The organism is Thermodesulfobacteriota bacterium (assembly GCA_040753795.1).
Classification (GTDB): domain Bacteria; phylum Desulfobacterota; class Desulfobacteria; order Desulfobacterales; family Desulfosudaceae; genus JBFMDX01.
In genome coordinates, this window is the sequence record JBFMDX010000004.1 from 57245 (window position 1) to 78061 (window position 20817).

Sequence of the window (20817 nt, forward strand, 5' to 3'; positions counted from 1 at the left end):
GCCTTGGCCTCCAAACGGCCCAATTGTGAGGAAAGAAAGTTCAAATCACCATTGTTGATAAAGAAAACCGAAAATGATGCCGCCATTAACCCCTCCCTGATTAAAGTTAATCACACTGTCCTCGACATGCATGCATTTCGATCAGCTCGCTTTCATGCCCCATAGCCGGCGCCGGTTGGTATGTTTTCAAATACCCGCAGCGCATCCTTGCGGGTGATGACCGTGTCGTAAAGACCGATGTCCTCGCCTTCGTGCTTGCAGATCCCGGTGTAACTCAGGCTGGCATCTTCATAGCGTTTGAATTTGTAAACCGCGTCATTCATCAGGGCGCTGTTAAACAGCCCCAGGCTGACCAGCAACTCGAAGTCCTTTACGGTCAGGCCCGTAACCTTCTTGAACAGGCCCGGTTCCAGTTGGGTAATGACATCCCGCAACGTCCGCTCGCGGTAATCGGTCAGATACATGAAAATGGGAATTCGCGTAGCGAACTTGATGATCTTCTCCTGGATCTGCTTCCTTAAGGTCTTGTACTCCTTTTCCGCTTCGGAAAGTTCCTTCTTCTTTTTTGTGGACAGATCCTTTTCGTTGGCCTCCCTGCGGGCCTTTTTCACGGCCTCCGACTTGTTGATGATCGTGGCAATGTCCTGATTCAACGTGCGGAACCCTTCGATGCTCATGAGGGCTTCCATGGCCTTCTTGTTATCCATCAGGCGGTGCAGGGTGTCGTTGTCCACATTCACCAGCAGGGCGCTCTCCCAGCGCCGCGCCAGCAAGGTGGCCGTCGTGCCGCTCATGGCCATGTCGAGAATCCCGGCGGCATCAATCTGCTTCATGGAACTGCCGTCATAAGCCAGAACCGGCAGGAAGCTGATAAACTCTTCCACCTTTTTGTCCGGGTTCTCTTCGTTAACGTTTAACCGGCAACTGTAGTCGGCAATCTGACGCAAGGCCCGGTCCGGCGCAAAATCAAAAACATAGCACTCTTCCTTGATAATCTGCTCGGAATTGGGAGAAGCGCCGTCCGGGTTGCGGACCGTCCAGGGCGATTGCACCCGGAAAGCCGCCTGAAAATAAGTTTCCGGGCTGGAGGAGTTGCGCAGCATCAGAATCCCCGTCCACGGCTTGACCGTCACGCCGGTGGTCAGTTTGCCGCAGGACAGGGTGATCGTTTTGGTGGTCAGGGGATCGTCCATTTCCTCCTGCACCGGGGACAGGGCCGCCACGCCGATTCCGGCGGCGTTCCCCGCTGCCACGATGACCTTGTAGTCGTGATAAAACCGGTTCTGCCTCTTGGCCAGCAGATTGCGCATGGCGTGACAGGCCGCCACGCTCGGCAGGAACCAGAAAGAGTGCGACAGCACGCCCAGCAGCCGCACATCCGAAAACGGCATCGGCGGCTTGCGCGCCCCGAGTTTCAGGCTGTCGACGCTGGTCGGCAGAAATGCGCCCCGGAGCAGGTCAAGCCACTTCTGAACCTCGTCCGCGTAATTGAATTTGGCCTTGTCACCGAGCCCCTCGGCGGAAAAAAAGACATTCAAATCGAACTCGTTAAACTCGCCCTGCATGGCGATTTCCCGAATCGCGTCCGGAAGCTGGTAGGTCAGCAGCACCATCCTTGGCAACGCCGCGTATGGGTTGCCGGAACCCGCCCAGGCGCTTTTTGCCCGCTGTTCATCGGAGTAAGTCCAGTTAAAAATCTGCTCCTCGATGAATTCGCCGGAGGCGATGGCCCGAAACGGCGTACCGGACAGATACAGATAGCCGTCGGTGGTGATGGGCATAATGTCTTCTATCTCTTCGTCCCGCTCTTTCAGGAATTCAGCACCCTGTCCAACACCGAACGCGACCTCCTTGGCGTCTTCGGCCTCAAACAACTCCCTGGCGTTCTCCCGCCAGGCGCCGTAATGGTATTCGTCCAGAATAACGCAATCCCAATGGGTCGTGTGAACCCATTCGTTTTTCGACTTGATGCCGCCCGTGCCGGGGTTGCGGCCCAAATAGTCCTGAAACGAACCAAAACAAACAAACGGCCGTTTTTTATTCGCCTGTTCGTAGGTCAGGCCGCCGGGCTTGATAAACTGCCACCCGGCAAAATCCACGTGACACTTCAAGTCCTCTTCCCAGGCGCTTTGCACCGCCGGTTTAAAGGTCAGGACCAGCACCTTTCGCCAGCCCATCTTTTTTGCCAACTGATAGGCGGCAAAGGTCTTGCCAAAGCGCATCTTGCAGTTCCATAAAAAATGCGGCGGTTTATTCCGGTTGCCCTTGTCCTTGCGCCAACTGGTAAAATAGGCGGCTGTTTTCTCAACCGCTGTTTCCTGCTCGGGCCGCATGGTAAAATCCAGGGACCGGTTTTCCTCGTTTAATTGACCGGTGCGCACGGCGATGATGGCCGTCTTCACTTTATCCACCGTGCAGCGGAACCACTCGCCTTCCGGATTTTTGATACCATCAATCCGCAGCATCCGGTGAACGTCGTGGTCGGTAAAGACCGTGCCGTCGCCGCGCATGGCGGCTTCTTCCAGAACGATCCGGTATGGCGACCGGCCGGGCGTTTTAACCGGATAAATTTCGTCAAGCCGCTCCCTGGCGGTCCGCGTCGTGTACCCGACCTTGAGCAAGCCCGCAAACTGCGGATGGGTATCCTCATAGGCGTAAATCGTGGGCCGCGATGCCGGCCGGGGAGGGAAGAAGGCGTTACTCATGGGCGGATTCCTTTAAAGCGGCTTCGATCAAGCGCCGCTCTTTTTCGACCTCATGCCGGAGCTGCTCTTCCGTCGGCAGGCAGAGCATGTACTTGGAGGCAAATATCTGTTTGCGGTCGTTTAATACCGAGTAGCGGGCCACGGTCTCGTTCTTTTCCGTGCAGAGAATCAGGCCGATGGTCGGGTTGTCGTCCGGCGCGGTGAAAAGGCCGTCGTACATCCGCACGTAGCCGTCCATCTGGCCGACGTCCGCGTGGGTCAGTTCGCCCACCTTAAGGTCGATCAGCAGATAAAACTTGAGCCGGCAATGGTAGAAAACCAGGTCAATGTACCGGTCCTGCTCCTCGATGCGGATGTGTTTCTGCCGGGCGACAAAGGCAAAGCCGCTGCCGAGTTCCAGCAAAAACCGCTGGAGGTGAGTAATAATGGCCTGTTCCAGGTTCGACTCGTGAAACGCGGCCGCATCCGGAAGCCCCAAAAACTCCAGCACATACGGGTTCTTCAATTCATCGGCGGCCGGAGCGGCGGCAACCGGCAGGTTGCGACCCTCCGCCAGCATCTTTTCCGGTTTGCGGCTCTTGAGAATGCGTTCGTAGTAGAACGACTGAATCTGCCGCTCCAGGGTCCGCTTGTCCCACCCGCCCGCGATCGCTTCGCGTTCATAAAAATCGCGCGTTTCCCGGTTCTCCACCCGCATCAGGGCGCGGTAATGCGACCAGGAAAGTTGCGGGGAAAAGCCCTGGGACGACTCGCTACCCAATGGGTAGCTTTTTTTATGATGGACCAATTCTCTTCCCGTCGGGATCAGAATTGTCGTCTCCGAAAATTCTGCGCCCGATGGGCGTGAAATTTCCGGGCTGTCAAATTGGCTACCCGTTGGGTAGCCAATTGAAGCGCACCGATCCGGATAAGTTTGGTAGAATTGTCTGAAATTTTTGAGGTTTGGCACGGAGAATCCCTTACCATACCGCTCGATCAGTCGCGCCGAGAGGTCTTCGATGACCTTTTCGCCATACTTCGCCCGCCCTTTGCCGCGCTGGACATCCTCCACGATCTCCCGGCCGATCAGCCAGTAGGCCAGCACCATGTTCGTGTTGACCGCCCGGACCACGTTGCTTCGGGCCTGTTCCAGGATCGAGACGATGCGGGTAAAGAGCGCCTCCGGTTTGGCCGCCGGGACTTTGCGCTTTGGCTTACTCATCGCCCGCCTCCGGCAATTCCTTCTTTCGGCGGGACGGCGGCAGAAAACTTTCCCCGGTCACCACGCTTTTCCCGGTCTTTTGTTCCAGTTCCAGCCGGGCTCTTTTGGCGATCCTTCCGCCCTTTTTTCCGGCTTCCGCGTTTTCCGGCATGCCGGTCGCCTCCACGCTCTCGGCGATCTGCCGGGTGGAAAGTTCCGCCAGTGCGGTGAAGATCAGTTCCGCCTCGCTCATGTGATCGCGCAGGTTCTGTGTTGTCAGTCCCTTGATGTCCTTGTGCTTTTTGACCGAGACCCCGCTCCATTCCTGATGAATGATGTTGGTCAAAACGGCGTATTCGTCCTCACCCTTGATGTCGTGATCTTTCCAGTAATCGGTGAGCTTGTTGCGGGTCTCCTGCCCCATCATCCGCTGCTGAATCCATTTTTCGCTCCGGCCGTGCTGCCGCCAGTATTCCCGGGCGCGGTCAATCGAGCGGGCCGGATCGGACATGTCCTGAATCCGCTCGTAGCCCACCTTGGCCAGCCAGAGCTTGATCGGCTCGGCCTTGGGGCTTGGCACGGACTGAATAAGCCGCAGAAGCGTTTGAGGATCCGCCACATCGGTCAGCCGCGACTTGCCGTCTTCAGCAACCATTTTCAACTGGTGACAATTTGTCACCGTTTGACTGCCCTCTTTCTTGAGCCGTTCTTTGAGTTTATTCCAATACTTCCGTGCGGTCTGGTAATCCGGCTGCTGGATCAGGGCCGCGATAATGTCCACCACGGAAAAATACCAGATGTCCGCTTTCTCGTCATAAATCCGCCGAATCTTGAAATTCTCGAATACAGCCTGGGCCTTATCGTTAATCATATAGAACCTCCTGTTCTATCCATAGATGTTTGGAGATTTACTCGGGCGGTAATGCTTTGGCTTACTCATCGCTCGACTCCGGGCTTGCCTCGTCGCTATCGGCAGGCATCGGACGGACGATGGATTCGATGAAGGAGATCTCACGAGCGGAGAGGCCATATTTCGCGTAGAGGTCCTCGTCCGTCCACTGTTTCGTCCACTTCTGGGTCGGCACGAAGGAGTAGACCTTGCGAGTCGTGTCTTGGGATGGCTTATGCAGAAGAATCAAGAAGCGAGTTAGCCGACAAGTGAGGTAGGACAAAACGCTTTCAGCCCGCTTTTTGGAGTCGAACGGGCCAATACAGAGATATGTCTCCGAAGAGATGGTGCCCGGTTCTCCGAGAAACGGCGTGCTGATGATTCTGTGCGGGTAGGTGTCTCTGTTTCCGGTCCCCGGAGCTGCCCGGCCCACATAGACCTTCCACTTGTCGATGAGGTCAGTACCAGTCGTGATTGAGCTTCTGGGGGTGTATCCCGTCCCGCCGTTTTGATAGACCAGTAAGTCACCCGGCGACTCGATAGCTTTTCCCCGGAAGTACGTGCGGAGCCCGAAAGGTCTAAGCGAACTAACCAGTTGGTCGAAACGCTTGCTGTTCGGCAGCGAAAGCGATCCAGGTTTTCCGTTTTCAACGGCAGAGACCTTCTTGAGGATCGACAAGCCTTCATTGAAGCGGATGAAGACGTCAACGCCCTTTTCAAGAAGCGGACGGCTGGCGGTCGAGACAGGCCAATCCTTGAAATGGGTGGTAACTTGGCAGGGTCCGGGATTGTCCCGGTCCCAGAGGAAATAGCAAACACCGCCCTTAAGGCCCACGCCCGGAAAGACGTCCGACGCACTGAGATAATCGTCAATCGACCGCAACCGGTCGTCGGCGAGCATCGACTCTCGGAACTCATCTAAGCCCTTTCCGCCCGCAAACCAACGAGAGGGAATAATCATCGTCAGGAATCGCGGGTTCAGTTTCTTTGCCTGTTCAACGAACAGGTGATAGATAGGACGGGCGCTTTCTCCAAAACCTGAATCGCTCAATTGATAAGGGGGGTTGCCGATAATGACATCAAATTTCATATTAAAAATTTCCTCCGACTTTTCTGTATGAATAAAGGCATAGGCGTGGCTTTCCAGTTCATCGCCCCGTTCATAATTCTCTTTGCTGGCGCCGCAGTGTAGGCAACGACCGTTTTTCCAGGTGTGTTCCACCCGCGCAAAATGGATGTTGCCTTCCGGGCTGTCAAAAGCTTCGCACACGGAATATTGGCCGTTGGCCGTCTTGGAGCAATATACGGATCGGCGAGAGAGCAGGGCGGTCAGCTCGGTGATGGCGAGCCCGTAAAGCTGGTTTTTAAAAATGTGGTTGATCCGCGTCTGGCGATCGGGGATCTGCTTCTCCAGCCCTTTGTCCAGACGCCTGGCGATCTCCCGCAGAAACACGCCGGACTTGCAGCCGGGATCGAGGAAGGTGGCCTTTTTGTCGGACCAGAGTTTTGCCGGAAGCAGGTCGAGAATCCGGTTGGCCAGTTGCGGCGGCGTGAACACCTCGTCACTGGAGAGATTAGCGATGCAGGTGAGCACGTCGGGGTTGTAGCCGCTATTGTTGAGCATGGGCGATCTCCAGGAAGTGGACCGGGGGATATTCCCTGACGGGCTCGTTTAAATCGGCGACATTGCCCTCGTCGCTGAACAGCAGCATTTGGTGCTGTTTCTCCACCAGAAACGACAACATGAAATCCCGCCGCTTCAGCATGCTGCCGTTCACCGGCGACCACTCGCAGAACCGAATCGGCACCCGGGGCTCGTCTTTGGTTTTAAGATCGAGGGCGTCGCCCCAGATGATGTTTTTCTCTAAGATAAAACGCACCGCTTCCCGGCAATCATCGTTTGTCTTGTGCTTGAACAACCGCAGATAGACCAGATCAAATATTCCGAAAAGCCGTTGCCGGCAGTGCTCGACATTATCTTTGAGTATATCAACGCCATAGATGGAAGAAACGGCCAGAACAGCGTAACGCTCAAAGTCGTGTTGCGACTGGCCGTATCGCTTCTCGACCACCGAGAGCTTCCTTTCCAGGATCACGACCAAAAAGTTTCCGGTGCCGCAAGCCGGCTCAAGAAACCGCGATTCGATCCGCTCGGTTTCCTGCTTCACCAGGTCGAGCATGGCGTTGACCTCTCGGTTCCCGGTCAGCACCTCGCCATGATCAGCAACCCGTTTCTTTGATATGACCTGCGATTCCATTCGTTATTGTTTCTTTTCTCGGCCAACGGGGGCGTTGACCCGTGGCACACAGTTTGTGGGGCCAAAGACCATGCAAGCAAGTGACATCGGGCCCAATTTCCTGGTTGGCCCTTAACCAATCAATACAATTTGCCCGCCTTTAGCATTTCATCAAGTACTGCCTGCCTCTTCAATCTGTCACCAGATATTTCGCCAAGGGACGTCACTATTGTCACAGCCTTCTTAATAGGGGTTATTGCCGCAGTTCCATGTTTAGAGAGTGCATCAACAATTTTTTGGCAGTAAGGCTCAATCTTTCTTGCATTTAGGGCTGGCATTTCTTTTCCAGAGATAATTACTCTAAGAATCGCAAGAATATGCCACTTATACTTACGCATGTTTTGGGGAATTGTCCCATTTGAAATAAGAAGATGGATTCTATATAAAGCCAATGACGCGCAGTAAAAGAGAATTTCCTTGTTGTCATCTGCAAATATCTTCTCGCCAAGATCCTCATACATCTGTTTAGGATATCGGTATGAAAGCTCTGGCCGGTGAAGAAACATTGCTGATACGCACTTTGCGGCAGTGTTTACTGAGAAAACCCTAACGGCAGGAATATCTCTGCCCACAAACTGTTTGTCTCTGCGCTCAAAATACAAGCGACCGTCGCTATCCTCAAAAGAATCAAAATATTGCTCAACCCTCTTTACAATTGGCCTTAGTGAGAAAAATTGAGTGTCTTCAATTTTAGATTGACTGTTAGTTGCCCGGACAAGTTCTGCGAAAACATCTTCGTTGGAAGTCTCAATAATTTTTAAGTTAACCATTATTCGATCATTAAGATTCTTTCGATTCTCATAAAGAACATTTGACGTCTGGCAGCCATTTACAATTTGATAGTTTTCAAGATGAAGAATATTCCCTTGCACCCTTACATCCGGACTAACGATTGTTATTCCGTTATTCAGGACTGGAAATCTAGTTGACGCTTTAGCGTCATTGATTGTTTCAGCGATAGACTTGTTTACTGGATTATCTATCCCCAAAAACGATCTGACATTTTCTTCAAATACCTGCGTTCGTAAATTGCCATCATCATTTTCAAGAAGGTTTTCAACAACATCTTTAGCCTTTGCAACCACCAAATATGCTTCCTCAATTCCGGATATTTTAGGAAGCGGTGCATTGCTAAAAATCGGAAGTTGGGCTTGTATGCCAGCGTAAGTAGAAACCCAAAGATCGGTAAGCTCATCTCGACCAATGAATTTAACGTCAATGCCTGCAAAATATCCTGTTTCTTTTAAAGAGCGCTCTAGCTTTTTTTTGGCCTTCTCCAGTGCTTCTGGTTCTCGATAAACACCAGTTGCTATAAATCTTGCCGTGATTTGTGGCTTCCCTCCTCGGATTTTTGGAACATTTTTTAAACATACTTCGTAAATTTCATGGGCATTTATCTGAACGTCATCATTTACTGTAAAATTATCTGAATCGACAAAACGGATAATTGATTCTTTAAACTTCAAAAACTCTCCTAGATCAAACTGCTCACCTCGTTTTGCCTGTATGAACACAATTTCCACATCGTGATTTTTTTTGTCGGATTTGAATATGGTATTAGCGTCAGCATCTGATACGATGACCTCTTCGTCTATTAAAATCGCAACTCCATCCATGCCGTCATCGCTATTACTCGTGGTAATATCTTCAAGTTCGAACTCAGCACCTACTCGTGGAGTTATAACGGTGTAGTTTGCAAACATCTCGAATTGTGTATTCTCGTCAAGGTCGATTATCTCAAAGCTTTTTGAAAAATTATCTAAATGAGATTTTATTATCCGATGCATTAAAAGTATTCCTCCGTTTGCGACAGTCGTTGTCAAAAGATGAGGGCCAACGATCAAGCTCACCGGCAGTAATGGAGATTTGCGGTGGACCCTGTGCAGCGCCTTCGTTAGCCGATGGTGTACTCATCATTGCGTAAAACTGTCAAAGATTGCGATAATATCGTTAAAAGGGTTACTTATAGCGTCCGTTTCCATGGCTTTCCTAATGTAAAGTGTCTTGAGGCGGTCCTCGTTCAGCTTAGCCTTCTGTGCGAAAACACTCAGAACCTGCTTGCCTGGGATGTCTTTTTTCCATGTGCCACTTTTTATTGCCTCTGAAAACGCCTCGAAATACTCATGCGTCTTTCTAACGATGGCTTCTTCGCAAAGCGCAGACCGAACTCGAGTTAACTCCTCCTCTGCGCGCTTGGCAGTGGCATTTTGAAGTTGACCACAATCCATGCTCTGACACCCACTCACCATTAAATCTACATTCCCAACGGAATCTCTTATAAACTTTGAGACGGTTAAACCTACGGCATAGCCGATGCGAGATTGAGCAATTTGTCGTAACTCATCCATCAATTTCTGTGGATCCCTTAACCACGACCCATCATCCTCCATCTCCTCAAAGACCTTCGATAAAATCACTTCGTCTAAAAAGTAGTTCTCCAAATGGTATCTATCGAGACACCTAACTCTATTATGTAGCCCACTCGCATCGATCTTTGTCGCCAACTCATGAGGAAATACATCACGATCAGCAAGTAGAAAGAATTCCACGCCCCAGATGGTTCTCGACAGAACCGAGTCTGCAATATGACCGAATGATTGTATCGTATGTTTGCCTTCACACGGCACGAGAACGAGGTTCGGAAATCTCCCCTTAATGATCTGCAGATAAGTTTTTTTATCCAAAGAGGCCTTTGTCCCCTCAATGAGCACGATTTTCTTTCCCAGAGACACCACACCTATCGATTGCCCAATTGCCTTTAACGCATCATAAGTGTCATTCTCGATGCCTACAGCAACGGCCTGATTCTTAACCGCGTCTCCGTGCGGCTGGATAAAGATAACTGAGTTATCCAAGCTACCGGACAATAACTCCGCCGAGTGGGTGCAGAATATGAATTGATTTCCTTTCCCAACGGTCTTCAGTGTGGCTATAAGTTTGTTTGCCAGTTCTGGGTGTAGATGCAACTCAGGCTCATCAAAAAACACAATGCAGTCTGATGGCTGCCTCAGGATGAAGTCGAATACAATATTGAGAACCTCGCGCTCGCCTGAACTCAATGCCTTTTCTGTTATCTCAACTTCGCCGTCCTGAATTCGCAACGAATTATCCTGCATATTTACGCCCAGCAACTTCTTCGGTGACAGCAACTGCTCGAAAGCCTCGCGAAATGGATCGAGCGGGTCACTGAATGACAGATTCATTGAATCCTTGCCTTCACTCTTCAATTGAATCGCTCTGTTGGCGATGGATGTCTTTTGGCTTTGTATCTTCTTGAAGATGCTATGTATTGTATCCTGGGCACGACCTGTTAGTGGTCGGAAGGAGAAATCCCAACCTACCTGTTCCACGTATGGGTCTTTGTACTCCCAAGTGAATTGAAGAGGCTTCAGATTTGTAATCTGACGGTTGCTTTCATAATATAGGATGCTGCTGCAGAAATTCCTCCTGCTTTGGTTTTTCTGAAGTGTCTGCCGTAACTTCTGGCAATCCCCATTATCACTAAGATTGAGGGTGTTCTTGCTCCACTCGGTTTTCTCAGATTGTGATGTCGCTTCAACTATCATGTGCATGTTGGGATTCACCCTCGGATCACGTAAGTAGGCCAGAATTGCCTCAATCAGTCTAGATTTCCCGATTCCATTAGGACCTGCCAGAAAGACCATATCGGCAAGGTCATCGGCACCGAAGTTCCGCACCGGAACGATATTTTTGGCAGTGATTGACTTGATTCTCACCTAAATGACTCCGCTCTGTGGCTCTACTGTATTCTGGCTAAGGCCATGCTCATTAGCAGACAGGGCAATGCAGAATTTCAGACTGCTACGGCTACCCCGCCCTGGTTGTCTAATGAAGCTAAAGGTTCGACTTTCAGAAGTTATCCATTAAATACAATTCAATTTGTCCAATCGAATCTTCACTTAGTGCTGCATCTGTCAAATCATCTATTTTAACAAAAAATGGAATAATTCCTTTAGAATCTAAAACTTTTTTAAAATCATAGCATGATGAAGAATACTCACAATTAGAAACATACAAAATACAATTGCTTATTTCGGGGTTTGAAATATTTTTTTCAACCCCATAAAGAAAGGATGGGGTTATTACTCCTGTATCGCTGTATAATGGAACAAATAAAATTCTGTTTTTTATATTTCGGAATAGGGGAGTTTCAAGATTATGAATAAGCCAGGGCCTTTGTTTTCTATCCGTTTTGAATTCAAAACCTGGAATAATATGAAACGCTGCTTTCGCTGCTTCTGTAATTTTTTCAATACTATTTAAGCCGTCCATATCAGTTTCTTGAAGTAAATGAAGCTTAAAAAAATACATTAATAAATTATCACAATACTCAAATAAATTCTTAGCAAGATTGATTGCTATTTCAATATCCGTATCTTCGGAACTACTAGAAATTGATAACTGTTCACGAAGTAGTTTTACGCACCTATTAAATTCAATAATTGAAATACCTAAATTTCTTAAATCTGATTTAATATCTACTTGTTCAAAGCACGTTGCATCAATTGCCTTGTCCTGTTCTATCAATACTATAATGCGATGGAGAGTATGAAGGGGTGCTAAATAACCACACCCCATATATATACCGTAATATGCGAGAATGGCGGAGGAAGAATGGTGAACTGTTTCGCGAAATGAATATAAACAAGAGTCAATGATTCTCTTTTCATAATTATCTATCATATCCAAACAATGCTTTTTTGCCTTTTTATAATCATAATCAATAGATTCATAATCGAAAGCTGTTTCAACAAGCCAAGGATGCGGAGGTTGTAATGCTAATTCACGTGAAATTTTTATTAAACTCGAAAAATGTATGCGGTAAATCCCTAAGGATTTTACGGCTATTAAAATTTGATCTGCCATTTCATTTTTATCGTCTTGGCTAATAAACTTCCGAAGGTGCTCAAATTTGCCAGCACCCCAGATAGATTCAATTAAGTGGGGAATAATCACATTATGTATAAATTTATAATTTAATTCATGAAATCCGCCATCTTGTGAGATAACAATCAACTGCTGATTGGGTCGGCCATAAATTCTGACGTATTTATCTCCCCAAAATTGCCTTCTCCTATCACAATAGCCAGATGAATCGTAATGATAAAGTGAGTTTGCTACTGCCCATCTAATATCGTCGGTACTAATCTTTTTTTGATCCCGGCTTAATCTTGTAAGCTCATATTCTGTTCTTGCAATGCTATGTAATGCGACATTGATAGGAATGCCAAGCAACGTTAAAGATGTAAAAAGCTTTTCACTTGAAAAGGTAAGCCTTGTATTTCCAGAAGTTGCAGAGAATAACCCTTCTGGAAAAATATCTGCTATTCGTTGGTCAAAGTTATCAAAGGATGGTTTTAAAAGCTCGTCATAGATTTCATTGAATTTTTTCGATAAATTAACGGCATTGATTATTATATCCCTGCCCGCAACAATATGTTCTTTTCCTTTTACTTTTTGAACCATTTTATTGTGCCTTGATGTCTCTGCCCGCTGTTATGTTGCCTTCACCTTTAACCTTAAATGTATGAGAAATCTTTGTCACTTTATTGAAAATGAAAATAGAAACTAAAAAGGATAATATTGAGCACAAGCCAGCGATTATTGTAAAAATTTCCAAAAGACCCTCCTTTTTATATTCCAACATTAATATTATTGTGGTTCTTATTTTCCGCCCTGAAAAATATCCCCTGCCTTTGAATTTATCCTGACCGGAAACCCGCTGTCAACGGAAAATCAAAGAAAATAAGGATATTAACATATGATATGGATGATGATGATTCCTTTGCTCCACGGAATGTGATGCCGGGACGATTCACTCTTCTGATTTTTTGCCTGATTATAATTTGTTAGCACAGGGTTTCGGCAAAAAGGTTTTTCGTTCTTGCGGGATTTTGTGCCAACAGGAAGATTATCCCGCGTCAGGTTTTTTGCCGGAAAAATGGTTTCCGGCAATCGGTTAACTGGCGGCCTGAAGGCCGCTCCTACATGGTTTTTGACCACTCGACAGGTTGCAGGGATTGTGGGTTAGTATACGAATTTCCCTCGCTCGATGTGAAATTAATGGCACAAGATATTTATCACAGGCCCCCCCGGACAATTCCTCCATCAGGACAAAAGAGATGCGGGAAAAGAGTATCATGGCACCAAAATCTGGCCTGGCTGTTTCTCCTGCGTTTCCTGGTTATGCCATCAAAGATGGAGAGACCCGGCGGAGTTCGTAGATTTGTCCATGAGCCGCCGCGGACTTTAAATCACCATGGCGAAGAGCCTCCCGTACGTCATCAAGCTTGAAAGCATCTTCAACGCTGATATAAGGGGACCAACCCGTATCGTCTTCCAACAGCGCTACTTCGACTTCCGCCACATATCGGCCTTCATGCACATATTTCACTTTTTTTCGCTGTGCCATCGTTACAACCTCCGCGTAAATGTTTCATCCCACCGCTCCGAATCCGGGCGATAGGCCGTAACCAGAACGGCTGGTTTATTATAACCCTTTGGAATTCCCCAGACAACATGAATTGCCGATCCCATTCGGTCCCGCTGGAGCAGTAGAACACAGGGGCCTTTGGAATAGTCCGAATATTCCTCGACCACAACCGCTTCAGGCACACCGGAAATAACTTCCCTTGCAGTAAGCCCATCATCCGCCAGCTCATCGTATCCGTGTTCAGAGATCCGGATATCCTTATTACGGACCAAAATCTTTATGCGGTTAAGAAATTCGCTCAAGCCCTTTTCTCCATTTCAGGTTTGAAAATATTGAAGGCATCTATTCTTATTGTGATTCTTCTTTTCCGTCCCTAAAAATATCCCCTGTTTTTGAATTTATCCTGACCGGAAAACCGCTGTCAACGAAAAAGTCAAATAAAATAAGCATATTAACATACGATATGGCTAATGGTGTTTCCTTTGCTCCACGGAAGGTGATGCCGGGGTGATTCATTCTTCTGATTTGTGTTTTGATTATAATTTGTTAGCACGAGGTTTCGGCAAAAAGAGTCTTTCGTTCTGGCGGGATTTTGTGCCAATAGGAAGGTTATTCCGCATCCGCTTTTTTTTCGGAAAAATTGTTACCGGCAATCGGTTAACTGGCGGCCTGAAGGCCGCCCCTACATGTTACTTGGTTGACCCGACATTCTTGGCCGACCTTGCTCGTTTATGCGGATGCTGAAATCCGCTTTTCTACCTCAACGGACAGTTTCAGGCCGACACTACGAAGAACGGAGTTCAGGCTTTTTAATTTTGGATTTCCTTGCGTGGAAAGAATTCGATAAAGATTTTCGCGGTTGAGTTTCGTTTGCCGTGCTATTTCCGAAATGCCCTTGGCATTGGCAACGTCTTTTAAGGCCAATAAAAACACTTCCAGTGAACCATCCTCCAGCGCGGCGTTTAAATATTCGGCGGCTTCAACCGGATCACGAAGGTCTTCCTTGAGATTATTTTCGTATTTTTCCGTTGCTTTCCTCATTTCGTTCTCCGTTGGAAATCGGCCCAATATGCTTGAGCCAACTGAATATCTTTTGGCTGAGATTTTTTTGACCCCCCGCACAGTAACAGCACTATGGCCTTCTCCAGCTTTCCATAATAAACCCGGTATCCCGGACCATAATCCAGGCGTAACTCACTGACGCCTTTCCCTACAGGTTTGCAATCTCCAAAGTTTCCAAGCCTTACACGATTCAACCTGACGCGAATCCGCGCCCGTGCGGATCGATCTTTCAGGGAGTTTAGCCAGCCATGAAATGGATTATCGCCGTCTTCGGTTACATATTCGAGAAGTTCTATCTTTGAATCATCCATGATTACGATAATTTTGTAGCTTTAAAACAACTATGTCAAGCGTTTTGTTCCGGCGGGTCTGTTCAGAAAAATCGCCCGGAGCATCCTCCCTCATAGCTCCCCGAATTCCGTGCGGCTGATGATCTCATCCTGCAGCGGTTTGCCAAGGTCCGTTTCCAGGCAATGGCCAATTGCCGAACTTCCTTTTTAGAGCGTCGTCCGCCACGTCCAGAAAGGCTCTTAATTCTCATTCAAATCGCTTCCTGAATTCCCGCTTGGCTGTTTGTTAATCCTGCCTTAGTACATGATGGCTTAAATACGATGACGTATTTTTGTTGCTTTTATGAATGTAGTGCCAGCATACGAATTTCCCTCGCTCGATGTGAAATTAATGGCATAAGATATTTCTCACAGGCCCCCCCGGCCCGATTCCTCCATCAGGACAAAAGAGATACGAGAAAAGAGTATCATGGCACCGAAATCCAAGCCGTTCCCTCCGTAACATGTTAGCTGGCGGCCTGAAGGCCGACCCGACAGGTTGACCCGACATTGTTGGCCGACCCGACATTCTTGGCCGACCTTGCTCGTTTATGCGGATGCTGAAATCCGCTTTTCTGCCTCAACGGAGGGCCGCTCCATCAGCGCGAACACGCCCCAGCCCAGGTATTCACGCGTGTAGGCGGCGTAGCGCTCGGGTTCCGAGGTCAGTTTGGCTCGAACCTCTTTTGCCAACTCGTCGTCGGGATTGGCGTCAAGCCATCGGCGCATGGTGAGCCACTTGGCCGCCTCGTACCTGTCCCAGCCGTCCTGGTCCGCCAGAACCATTTCCACGACGTCGTAGCCGAGGCGGCCGAAAGACGCGAGAAGTTCCGGAAGCAGGAGAAAGTCGGAGATTGAGCCGGCCAGACACCCCCTGGCAACATCATCCGTCGGCGGTAACTGCCGCCAGTAGGGCTCGCCGATGAGGATGATCCCTCCTGGGCGGAGGCTCCGCGCCAGAAGCGCGATGGTGCCTACGACTCCCCCGGCGATCCAGGTGGCGCCGACACAGGCTGCCACACCGGCCTTCTCGTCGGAGACGAAGCCGGCGGCGTCGCCATGGATGAACTTGACTTGATCGGCGACACCGAGTTCTTCAGCACGCAGTTTTGCTTGCTCGGTGAACAACCGGCTCATGTCGATGCCGGTGCCGATGACGCCGTAATCGCGTGCCCAGGTGCACAGCATCTCCCCCGAACCGCTGCCGAGGTCGAGCACGCGGGTCCCCGTTTCCAAGCGCAGCGCCTCGCCGAGAGTGGCGAGCTTTTCGGGTGTGAACGGATTATGGATGCGGTGAGCACTTTCGGTGATGTTGAAGAGCCGTGGAATGTCCATTGCGGAAAAGCTCCTTCTTCCCTTATATCTCTCCGAATTCCGTGCGGCTGATGATCTCATCCTGCAGGGGCTTGCCCAGGTCCGTGAACAGGGCTGAATAGCCGGACACCCGCACGACCAGGTCTTTGTAGTCCTCGGGGTGAAGCTGGGCCTCTTTGAGGGTCCGGTTGGAGACCACGTTGGGCGAAAGCTCCATGCCGCCTTCGGTAAAATAGCCTTTGATCAGGGCCACCATCTTGTTGAGCCGCTCCTCGCCGGCAAACAGGGCCGGCGACAGCTTGATATTGACGGCCAGGCCGTTGGAAATCTTAGAGTGATCCAGCCGGGACACGGACCGCAGCACGCCGGTGGGCCCTTTTTTCTCCGTGCCGTTGGACGGGGAGAGGCTGTTGGAGACCGGCTCGCCGGCCTTGCGGCCGTTGGGCAAGGCGCCGATATAAAGGCCCTCCAGCACGTGCATGCCGTAAGAGAAAAAGCTCGGCCGGAAGGGACCGTTGCGGATGGAGCGTCTGGCCGTCACCTGGTCGCAGAAAAAAGCGCACACCTCGGCCGCGATAGCGTCGGCGCCCGGGTTGTCGGCGCCGTATTTGGGCGCCTGATGAAGCAGCCGCTGGCGGAACACCTCCTGGTTTTCAAAATTGGCGTCCAGCATGTCGAGCAGGGCCGGCATGGTAAGGAGTTTCCGGTCAAAGACCATGTCCCTGACCGCGGCCAGGGAATCCACGGCCGTGCCCAGGCCCCGGCCGCTGATGGAAGCAAAATTATATTTCGCCCCGCCGCGGGTCATGTCCCGGGCATTGTCCACGCACCCGGTCAGGGTGGCGGAAATATAGGGGTTGTGAAACTCCCTGCCGTACACCTCGTCCTTGAGGTTCACTGCCCGGGCCACGGTATCCACCATGAAGGCCACCTGCTGTTTGAAGGCGTTCATCAGGTCGTCAAAAGTCGTAAACTTTCTGGCATCGCCGGTGGCCGGGCCGATGCGCTTGCCCATGACCCGCAGCCGGCCGTTGTTCAAGGCCATTTCCACGGCCGCGGCCAGGGAGATGTCGTTGCCCGAGGTGCAGCCGAAAGTATCGCCGTCGCCGGTGGGCTCCACGCACCCGATAACACCATAATTGCGGGCCTCGGCGGTCGGCATGCCGCAGCATTCCAGGGCCCGGACCACCATTTCATCGTTGAACAGGGCCGCCCCGGAAGTGCGGCGAAAGGTGGCCAGGGCTTTTTTCCAGAACCAGTCCGGATTTTTTTCAGACAACCGGATGGTGAAGCTGTTGCCCAGGGATTTAACGTTGGCAAAGGCGTCCAGGATGATGCCGGACAGTTCGTTGGCCGCGTCCCGGCCGTCGGCATCCACGCCGCCCACGGTGGGTACGCAGCTGTCCGAGCCCAGCTCGTTGCCGGTATTCTTGCCGACATAAGGCAGAATCATGAGATTGGCGGCGCACTTGATCAGCAGCTCTTCCATGAGCCGGAGGGCCTGATCGCCGGTCAGCGTGCCGGCCGCCTTGTCCTGCGCGTACCAGGGATAAAGGTACTGGTCGAAACGGCCGATGGCCAGGATGCCGACCATGCCGTGGGACACCAGTCCGCCGACCAGGGTCAGCCACATGGCCTGCACCGCTTCATGAAAATTCCGGGGCGGATTCATGGGCACGTGCCGGCAGCGGTCGGCCATGGCCAGGAGCCGGGCTTTGTTTTCCGGGTCGGGGGACGCGGCTGCCTTGTCCGCGGCCAGGGCCGCGAAACGGTTGGCCAGGACCTCAATGGCTTCACAACTGATGATGACACCCTCCAGAAAACCGGCGCCGTCCGCGTCGTTTTCCCGCCGCGCCTGTTCCAGCCGCCGTTCGGCCCGGGCCTTTACCCCGGCAAACCCTTCGGCCAGAATATTGCGCAGTCCCAGAATCAGATGCCCCTGCACGTCAAACACGTTCATGACCATGGCCGGATTGTTGTGCAGCACTTCCTGCATTCCCTTCAGGGCGTATCCCAGACCCGTTCCCGGTACGCCGGTAAATTTTCTCAATCGGCCCAGGTTCAGGGCTTTTTTACGTTTGATGAGACTGAAAGGATTGATGGCCGGTTTGAAGTCCAGGCCGTTAACCTTCCAGGCGGTTTTCTTGCGGTCCCGAACGGTCCGGCCTTTCCAGTAGGGCAGGATGTCCTGCTCCAGAATTCTGCGGTCTTCGGGGTCGATGTGAAACGGCTGGCGATTGCGTTTGAGCAGCGGGTCCAGCTCCATGTCCAGAATGACGTTGACGTCCCCGCGCTCCACGGGCAAGACCACGCCCAGTGTTTTGCTGGAGCGGTTGCCCGCGATCTGCTCGCCGTCCAGGAGGTAGAGCGCCATATGCGACAGGGTGTGATGCAGGGCCCTGGCGGCCCTGATGGAGGGGTGTTGGCCTTCGGTTTGACGGAAACTTTCCGTGTAATATTTTGCCCGCTCAAGGCAGATTTCGTAGTCGGCGTTGAGGATCAGGTCTTTATAACATTGATTGAAAGGATGGATGTCGGTCATGGCGGCTTTCTTCTGCTGAAGGGATTCAAAACACATACATAATCATAATACCATGCCTGTTGATTTTGTTCCATTGCCATTCCCGGCGGATCAAAGATGAAAGGCGGAATCCGGCGCAAGGGTTTTGCGTTGACATTTTTTATTGTTCTGCCCTATAAAAATTATCGTACCGATATTGCAACGCTTTCAACCAGGCTGACGGCCATTTATTCAATAAGGAGGCCCCCTTATGGCAACGCTGTCCGATACCGCCCTGCAGGTTCGAAAAACCCTCATGGACCATATTCTGGCCCACGGCACCTGTCCTGCCGTGGCGGAGCTGAGCCGGCGGCACAATATGACCGTGGAGGCCATGTCCGCCATCCTTCATGACCTGGAAGCGGCCCTGGTCGTCGCCCTTCAGACCGAGGCCCACGCCCGGCAGGAGACGTTTCAGGACGAACCCGTGGACGGGGGGCTGCCCAAGGCCGGCGAAATTTTTTATGTGCGGCCGTTTGCCGCCTTTAAAAATCACTACCGGATCAGCGTGGACGGGGTGCAAAAATGGTACGGCGAATGCGCCGTGGAATGCTGCGGTATCTCATCCATGTTTCCGGGAAAAGAGGTCGTGGTGGAGTCGCGCTGCCGTCAGACCGGCGAGCCGGTCCGGCTGGTCGGCCGGGACGGAGCGCTGATCAATTTTTCGCCCGCCACCCTGGTGGTGCACTTCGGCTTTCCGTTGCGGAAGCTGCCCGATAATGTCGTGGGCTGGTGCGATTTTAACAGCTTTTTCGCTTCCGAAGCCGCGGCCCGGGATTGGCAGAACAATCATCCCGGCGTCAAAGGTGCCCTGCGGGACCCGGAAACCACCGCCCGGTTTGTCGGCATCGTGGCCGAGGGCCGGTTGGATTACGACTACAAGCTGACCCTGCCCCTGTCCAGGATGGTGTTTCAACCCCGCCGGCACGGATTCACCAAACAGATCCCCGGCCTGGGGTTCCATTTTTTCGATCCGTTTTTCCTGCCCACGCCGGGCATGCTGCTGTCCATGCGCCGCCACGGTCTGAAGCCGTTTATGCGCATCACCTTCTGATGCCGAATCAGGCGCCTTCGCCGACGGTCTTGAACTTCTCTTTGGGCGCGCCGCAGACCGGGCAGTTATCCGGCGCTTTCTTGTCGCTCACATACCCGCAGACCTGGCAGACATAATAGGCGCTGACCTTGTCCTTGATGACGTCGTAAATGGCCCGTTCATAAAGCTTGGCGTGATAGGACTCCGCGTCCCGGGCATGGCTGAACACCTGGGCCGCGACGGTTTCCCCTTCGTCCTCGGCGTCCTTGATGAAATCCGGATAAACGTTTTCGCTGACGGTTTTTTCCCGCTGAAAGGAATTTTCCAGGTTGGTATCCGTGTCCTTGACGACCAGGTCCTTGACCAGGGAAAGCTGTCGGGTGGCATGAACCCGCTCGGCTTCGGCAATGGCCCGGAACAGCAGGGCCATCTGGGGGATCTCTTCCTGCTCGGCTTTTTCGGCATAGGCGAGCAGCCGGAAATAGGCCTTGGCTTCGCCGACAAAGGCGGTATACACATTGCTTCTGGTTTTTTCTTTCATCGCGCCTCCTATGTTTTAGACCAACCGACCACGTATTCCTCGTAAGTGGCCGGTTCTTCCAACAGGATGTCCAGCTCGGCGTCCAGTTCCCGGCGGCGTTCGTTTTTTTGCCACTGGTGCCAGGAATCCAGACTCTGCCACGTTCCGATGACCAGCATCCGGCACGGATCACCCGGCCGGGTCAGGGTTTCACCGGATATGTAGCCGGGCTGGGTCAAGGCCGCCCCCCGCAGGTTGTGCAGCAATTCGATGACTTCCGGGGTGAACTCCTGTTTAAAATGCCTTTTGATGAGGATTTTCGCCAGCATGAAACACCTCCGTATTATAAGGTAACCTCGTTTCATGATCGTTTGAACCAACGGGCCGCTGAATATGTTTTAACAAAGGCCCCGCCGCGAATCAAGCAAAACGTCCCGGCCTCGTGTTTTGCGGAGGTTGAATTCTTTTGACATC

17 protein-coding genes are annotated in these 20817 nt (G+C 51.3%); 1 reads left to right on the forward strand and 16 read right to left on the reverse strand.

Features of this window, described 5'->3' with window-relative positions:
• Positions 1–152: 152 nt before the first annotated feature.
• From AB1724_06655 to AB1724_06720, 14 genes are all read right to left on the reverse strand, one after another.
• On the reverse strand, positions 153–2705 hold the full coding sequence (locus tag AB1724_06655) for a GIY-YIG nuclease family protein (GenBank protein ID MEW6077470.1): 2553 nt from the start codon (positions 2703–2705) through the stop codon (positions 153–155).
• A complete protein-coding gene (locus AB1724_06660; protein ID MEW6077471.1) occupies positions 2698–3906 on the reverse strand; it encodes a PDDEXK nuclease domain-containing protein in 1209 nt (402 codons plus the stop codon). Before AB1724_06660 ends, AB1724_06655 begins: the two co-directional genes overlap by 8 nt.
• Positions 3899–4756: a Bro-N domain-containing protein gene (locus AB1724_06665; protein MEW6077472.1), complete on the reverse strand. Its 858-nt coding sequence runs from the start codon at positions 4754–4756 to the stop codon at positions 3899–3901. Before AB1724_06665 ends, AB1724_06660 begins: the two co-directional genes overlap by 8 nt.
• 61 nt (positions 4757–4817) lie before the next feature.
• Positions 4818–6398, reverse strand: a complete 1581-nt coding sequence (locus AB1724_06670) for an Eco57I restriction-modification methylase domain-containing protein (protein MEW6077473.1) — start codon at positions 6396–6398, stop codon at positions 4818–4820.
• Positions 6385–7032, reverse strand: coding sequence for a DNA methyltransferase (locus AB1724_06675; GenBank protein MEW6077474.1), 648 nt, complete (start codon positions 7030–7032; stop codon positions 6385–6387). Before AB1724_06675 ends, AB1724_06670 begins: the two co-directional genes overlap by 14 nt.
• A 119-nt stretch (positions 7033–7151) precedes the next feature.
• Positions 7152–8858: an AIPR family protein gene (locus tag AB1724_06680; GenBank protein MEW6077475.1), complete on the reverse strand. Its 1707-nt coding sequence runs from the start codon at positions 8856–8858 to the stop codon at positions 7152–7154.
• Between the two features lie 126 nt (positions 8859–8984).
• A complete protein-coding gene (locus AB1724_06685; GenBank protein MEW6077476.1) occupies positions 8985–10808 on the reverse strand; it encodes an AAA family ATPase in 1824 nt (607 codons plus the stop codon).
• Positions 10809–10941: 133 nt separating this feature from the next.
• A complete protein-coding gene (locus AB1724_06690) occupies positions 10942–12558 on the reverse strand; it encodes a hypothetical protein (protein MEW6077477.1) in 1617 nt (538 codons plus the stop codon).
• 718 nt (positions 12559–13276) lie between these two features.
• Positions 13277–13504 (reverse strand): hypothetical protein, encoded by a 228-nt coding sequence (locus AB1724_06695; protein MEW6077478.1) that lies wholly within the window; start codon positions 13502–13504, stop codon positions 13277–13279.
• Between the two features lie 2 nt (positions 13505–13506).
• A complete protein-coding gene (locus AB1724_06700) occupies positions 13507–13827 on the reverse strand; it encodes a DUF4258 domain-containing protein (GenBank protein ID MEW6077479.1) in 321 nt (106 codons plus the stop codon).
• 427 nt (positions 13828–14254) lie between these two features.
• The gene (locus tag AB1724_06705) at positions 14255–14566 is read right to left on the reverse strand and encodes an addiction module antidote protein (GenBank protein MEW6077480.1); all 312 of its coding nucleotides are present in this window, start codon (positions 14564–14566) and stop codon (positions 14255–14257) included.
• Entirely contained in the window at positions 14563–14898 is a 336-nt protein-coding gene (locus tag AB1724_06710) for a type II toxin-antitoxin system RelE/ParE family toxin (GenBank protein ID MEW6077481.1), read from the reverse strand. The genes AB1724_06705 and AB1724_06710 overlap by 4 nt, the downstream gene beginning before the upstream one ends.
• Before the next feature lie 567 nt (positions 14899–15465).
• Positions 15466–16251, reverse strand: coding sequence for a class I SAM-dependent methyltransferase (locus AB1724_06715; protein ID MEW6077482.1), 786 nt, complete (start codon positions 16249–16251; stop codon positions 15466–15468).
• A gap of 22 nt (positions 16252–16273) precedes the next feature.
• Positions 16274–18808, reverse strand: a complete 2535-nt coding sequence (locus AB1724_06720; GenBank protein ID MEW6077483.1) for a pyruvate formate lyase family protein — start codon at positions 18806–18808, stop codon at positions 16274–16276.
• A 193-nt stretch (positions 18809–19001) separates the two neighbouring features.
• Between AB1724_06720 and AB1724_06725 the strand changes: the two genes are divergently transcribed.
• Positions 19002–19844 carry an alkylmercury lyase family protein gene (locus AB1724_06725; GenBank protein MEW6077484.1) on the forward strand — a complete coding sequence of 281 codons (843 nt, stop codon included), beginning with the start codon at positions 19002–19004 and terminating at the stop codon, positions 19842–19844.
• A 7-nt stretch (positions 19845–19851) separates the two neighbouring features.
• Here AB1724_06725 and AB1724_06730 read toward each other — a convergent pair whose 3' ends face one another.
• Complete coding sequence (locus AB1724_06730) at positions 19852–20364, reverse strand: rubrerythrin family protein (GenBank protein ID MEW6077485.1); 513 nt, start codon at positions 20362–20364, stop codon at positions 19852–19854.
• A gap of 8 nt (positions 20365–20372) precedes the next feature.
• On the reverse strand, positions 20373–20672 hold the full coding sequence (locus tag AB1724_06735) for an antibiotic biosynthesis monooxygenase (protein MEW6077486.1): 300 nt from the start codon (positions 20670–20672) through the stop codon (positions 20373–20375).
• Positions 20673–20817 lie beyond the last annotated feature (145 nt).

Bases quoted from the DNA above. Each gene is read 5' to 3' on its own strand.
- AB1724_06655 (MEW6077470.1), bottom strand. From the start codon at position 2,705: ATGAGTAACGCCTTCTTCCCTCCCCGGCCGGCATCGCGGCCCACGATT.
- AB1724_06660 (MEW6077471.1), bottom strand. From the start codon at position 3,906: ATGAGTAAGCCAAAGCGCAAAGTCCCGGCGGCCAAACCGGAGGCGCTC.
- AB1724_06665 (MEW6077472.1), bottom strand. From the start codon at position 4,756: ATGATTAACGATAAGGCCCAGGCTGTATTCGAGAATTTCAAGATTCGG.
- AB1724_06670 (MEW6077473.1), bottom strand. From the start codon at position 6,398: ATGCTCAACAATAGCGGCTACAACCCCGACGTGCTCACCTGCATCGCT.
- AB1724_06675 (MEW6077474.1), bottom strand. From the start codon at position 7,032: ATGGAATCGCAGGTCATATCAAAGAAACGGGTTGCTGATCATGGCGAG.
- AB1724_06680 (MEW6077475.1), bottom strand. From the start codon at position 8,858: ATGCATCGGATAATAAAATCTCATTTAGATAATTTTTCAAAAAGCTTT.
- AB1724_06690 (MEW6077477.1), bottom strand. From the start codon at position 12,558: ATGGTTCAAAAAGTAAAAGGAAAAGAACATATTGTTGCGGGCAGGGAT.
- AB1724_06695 (MEW6077478.1), bottom strand. From the start codon at position 13,504: ATGGCACAGCGAAAAAAAGTGAAATATGTGCATGAAGGCCGATATGTG.
- AB1724_06705 (MEW6077480.1), bottom strand. From the start codon at position 14,566: ATGAGGAAAGCAACGGAAAAATACGAAAATAATCTCAAGGAAGACCTT.
- AB1724_06710 (MEW6077481.1), bottom strand. From the start codon at position 14,898: ATGGATGATTCAAAGATAGAACTTCTCGAATATGTAACCGAAGACGGC.
- AB1724_06715 (MEW6077482.1), bottom strand. From the start codon at position 16,251: ATGGACATTCCACGGCTCTTCAACATCACCGAAAGTGCTCACCGCATC.
- AB1724_06720 (MEW6077483.1), bottom strand. From the start codon at position 18,808: ATGTGTTTTGAATCCCTTCAGCAGAAGAAAGCCGCCATGACCGACATC.
- AB1724_06725 (MEW6077484.1), top strand. From the start codon at position 19,002: ATGGCAACGCTGTCCGATACCGCCCTGCAGGTTCGAAAAACCCTCATG.
- AB1724_06730 (MEW6077485.1), bottom strand. From the start codon at position 20,364: ATGAAAGAAAAAACCAGAAGCAATGTGTATACCGCCTTTGTCGGCGAA.
- AB1724_06735 (MEW6077486.1), bottom strand. From the start codon at position 20,672: ATGCTGGCGAAAATCCTCATCAAAAGGCATTTTAAACAGGAGTTCACC.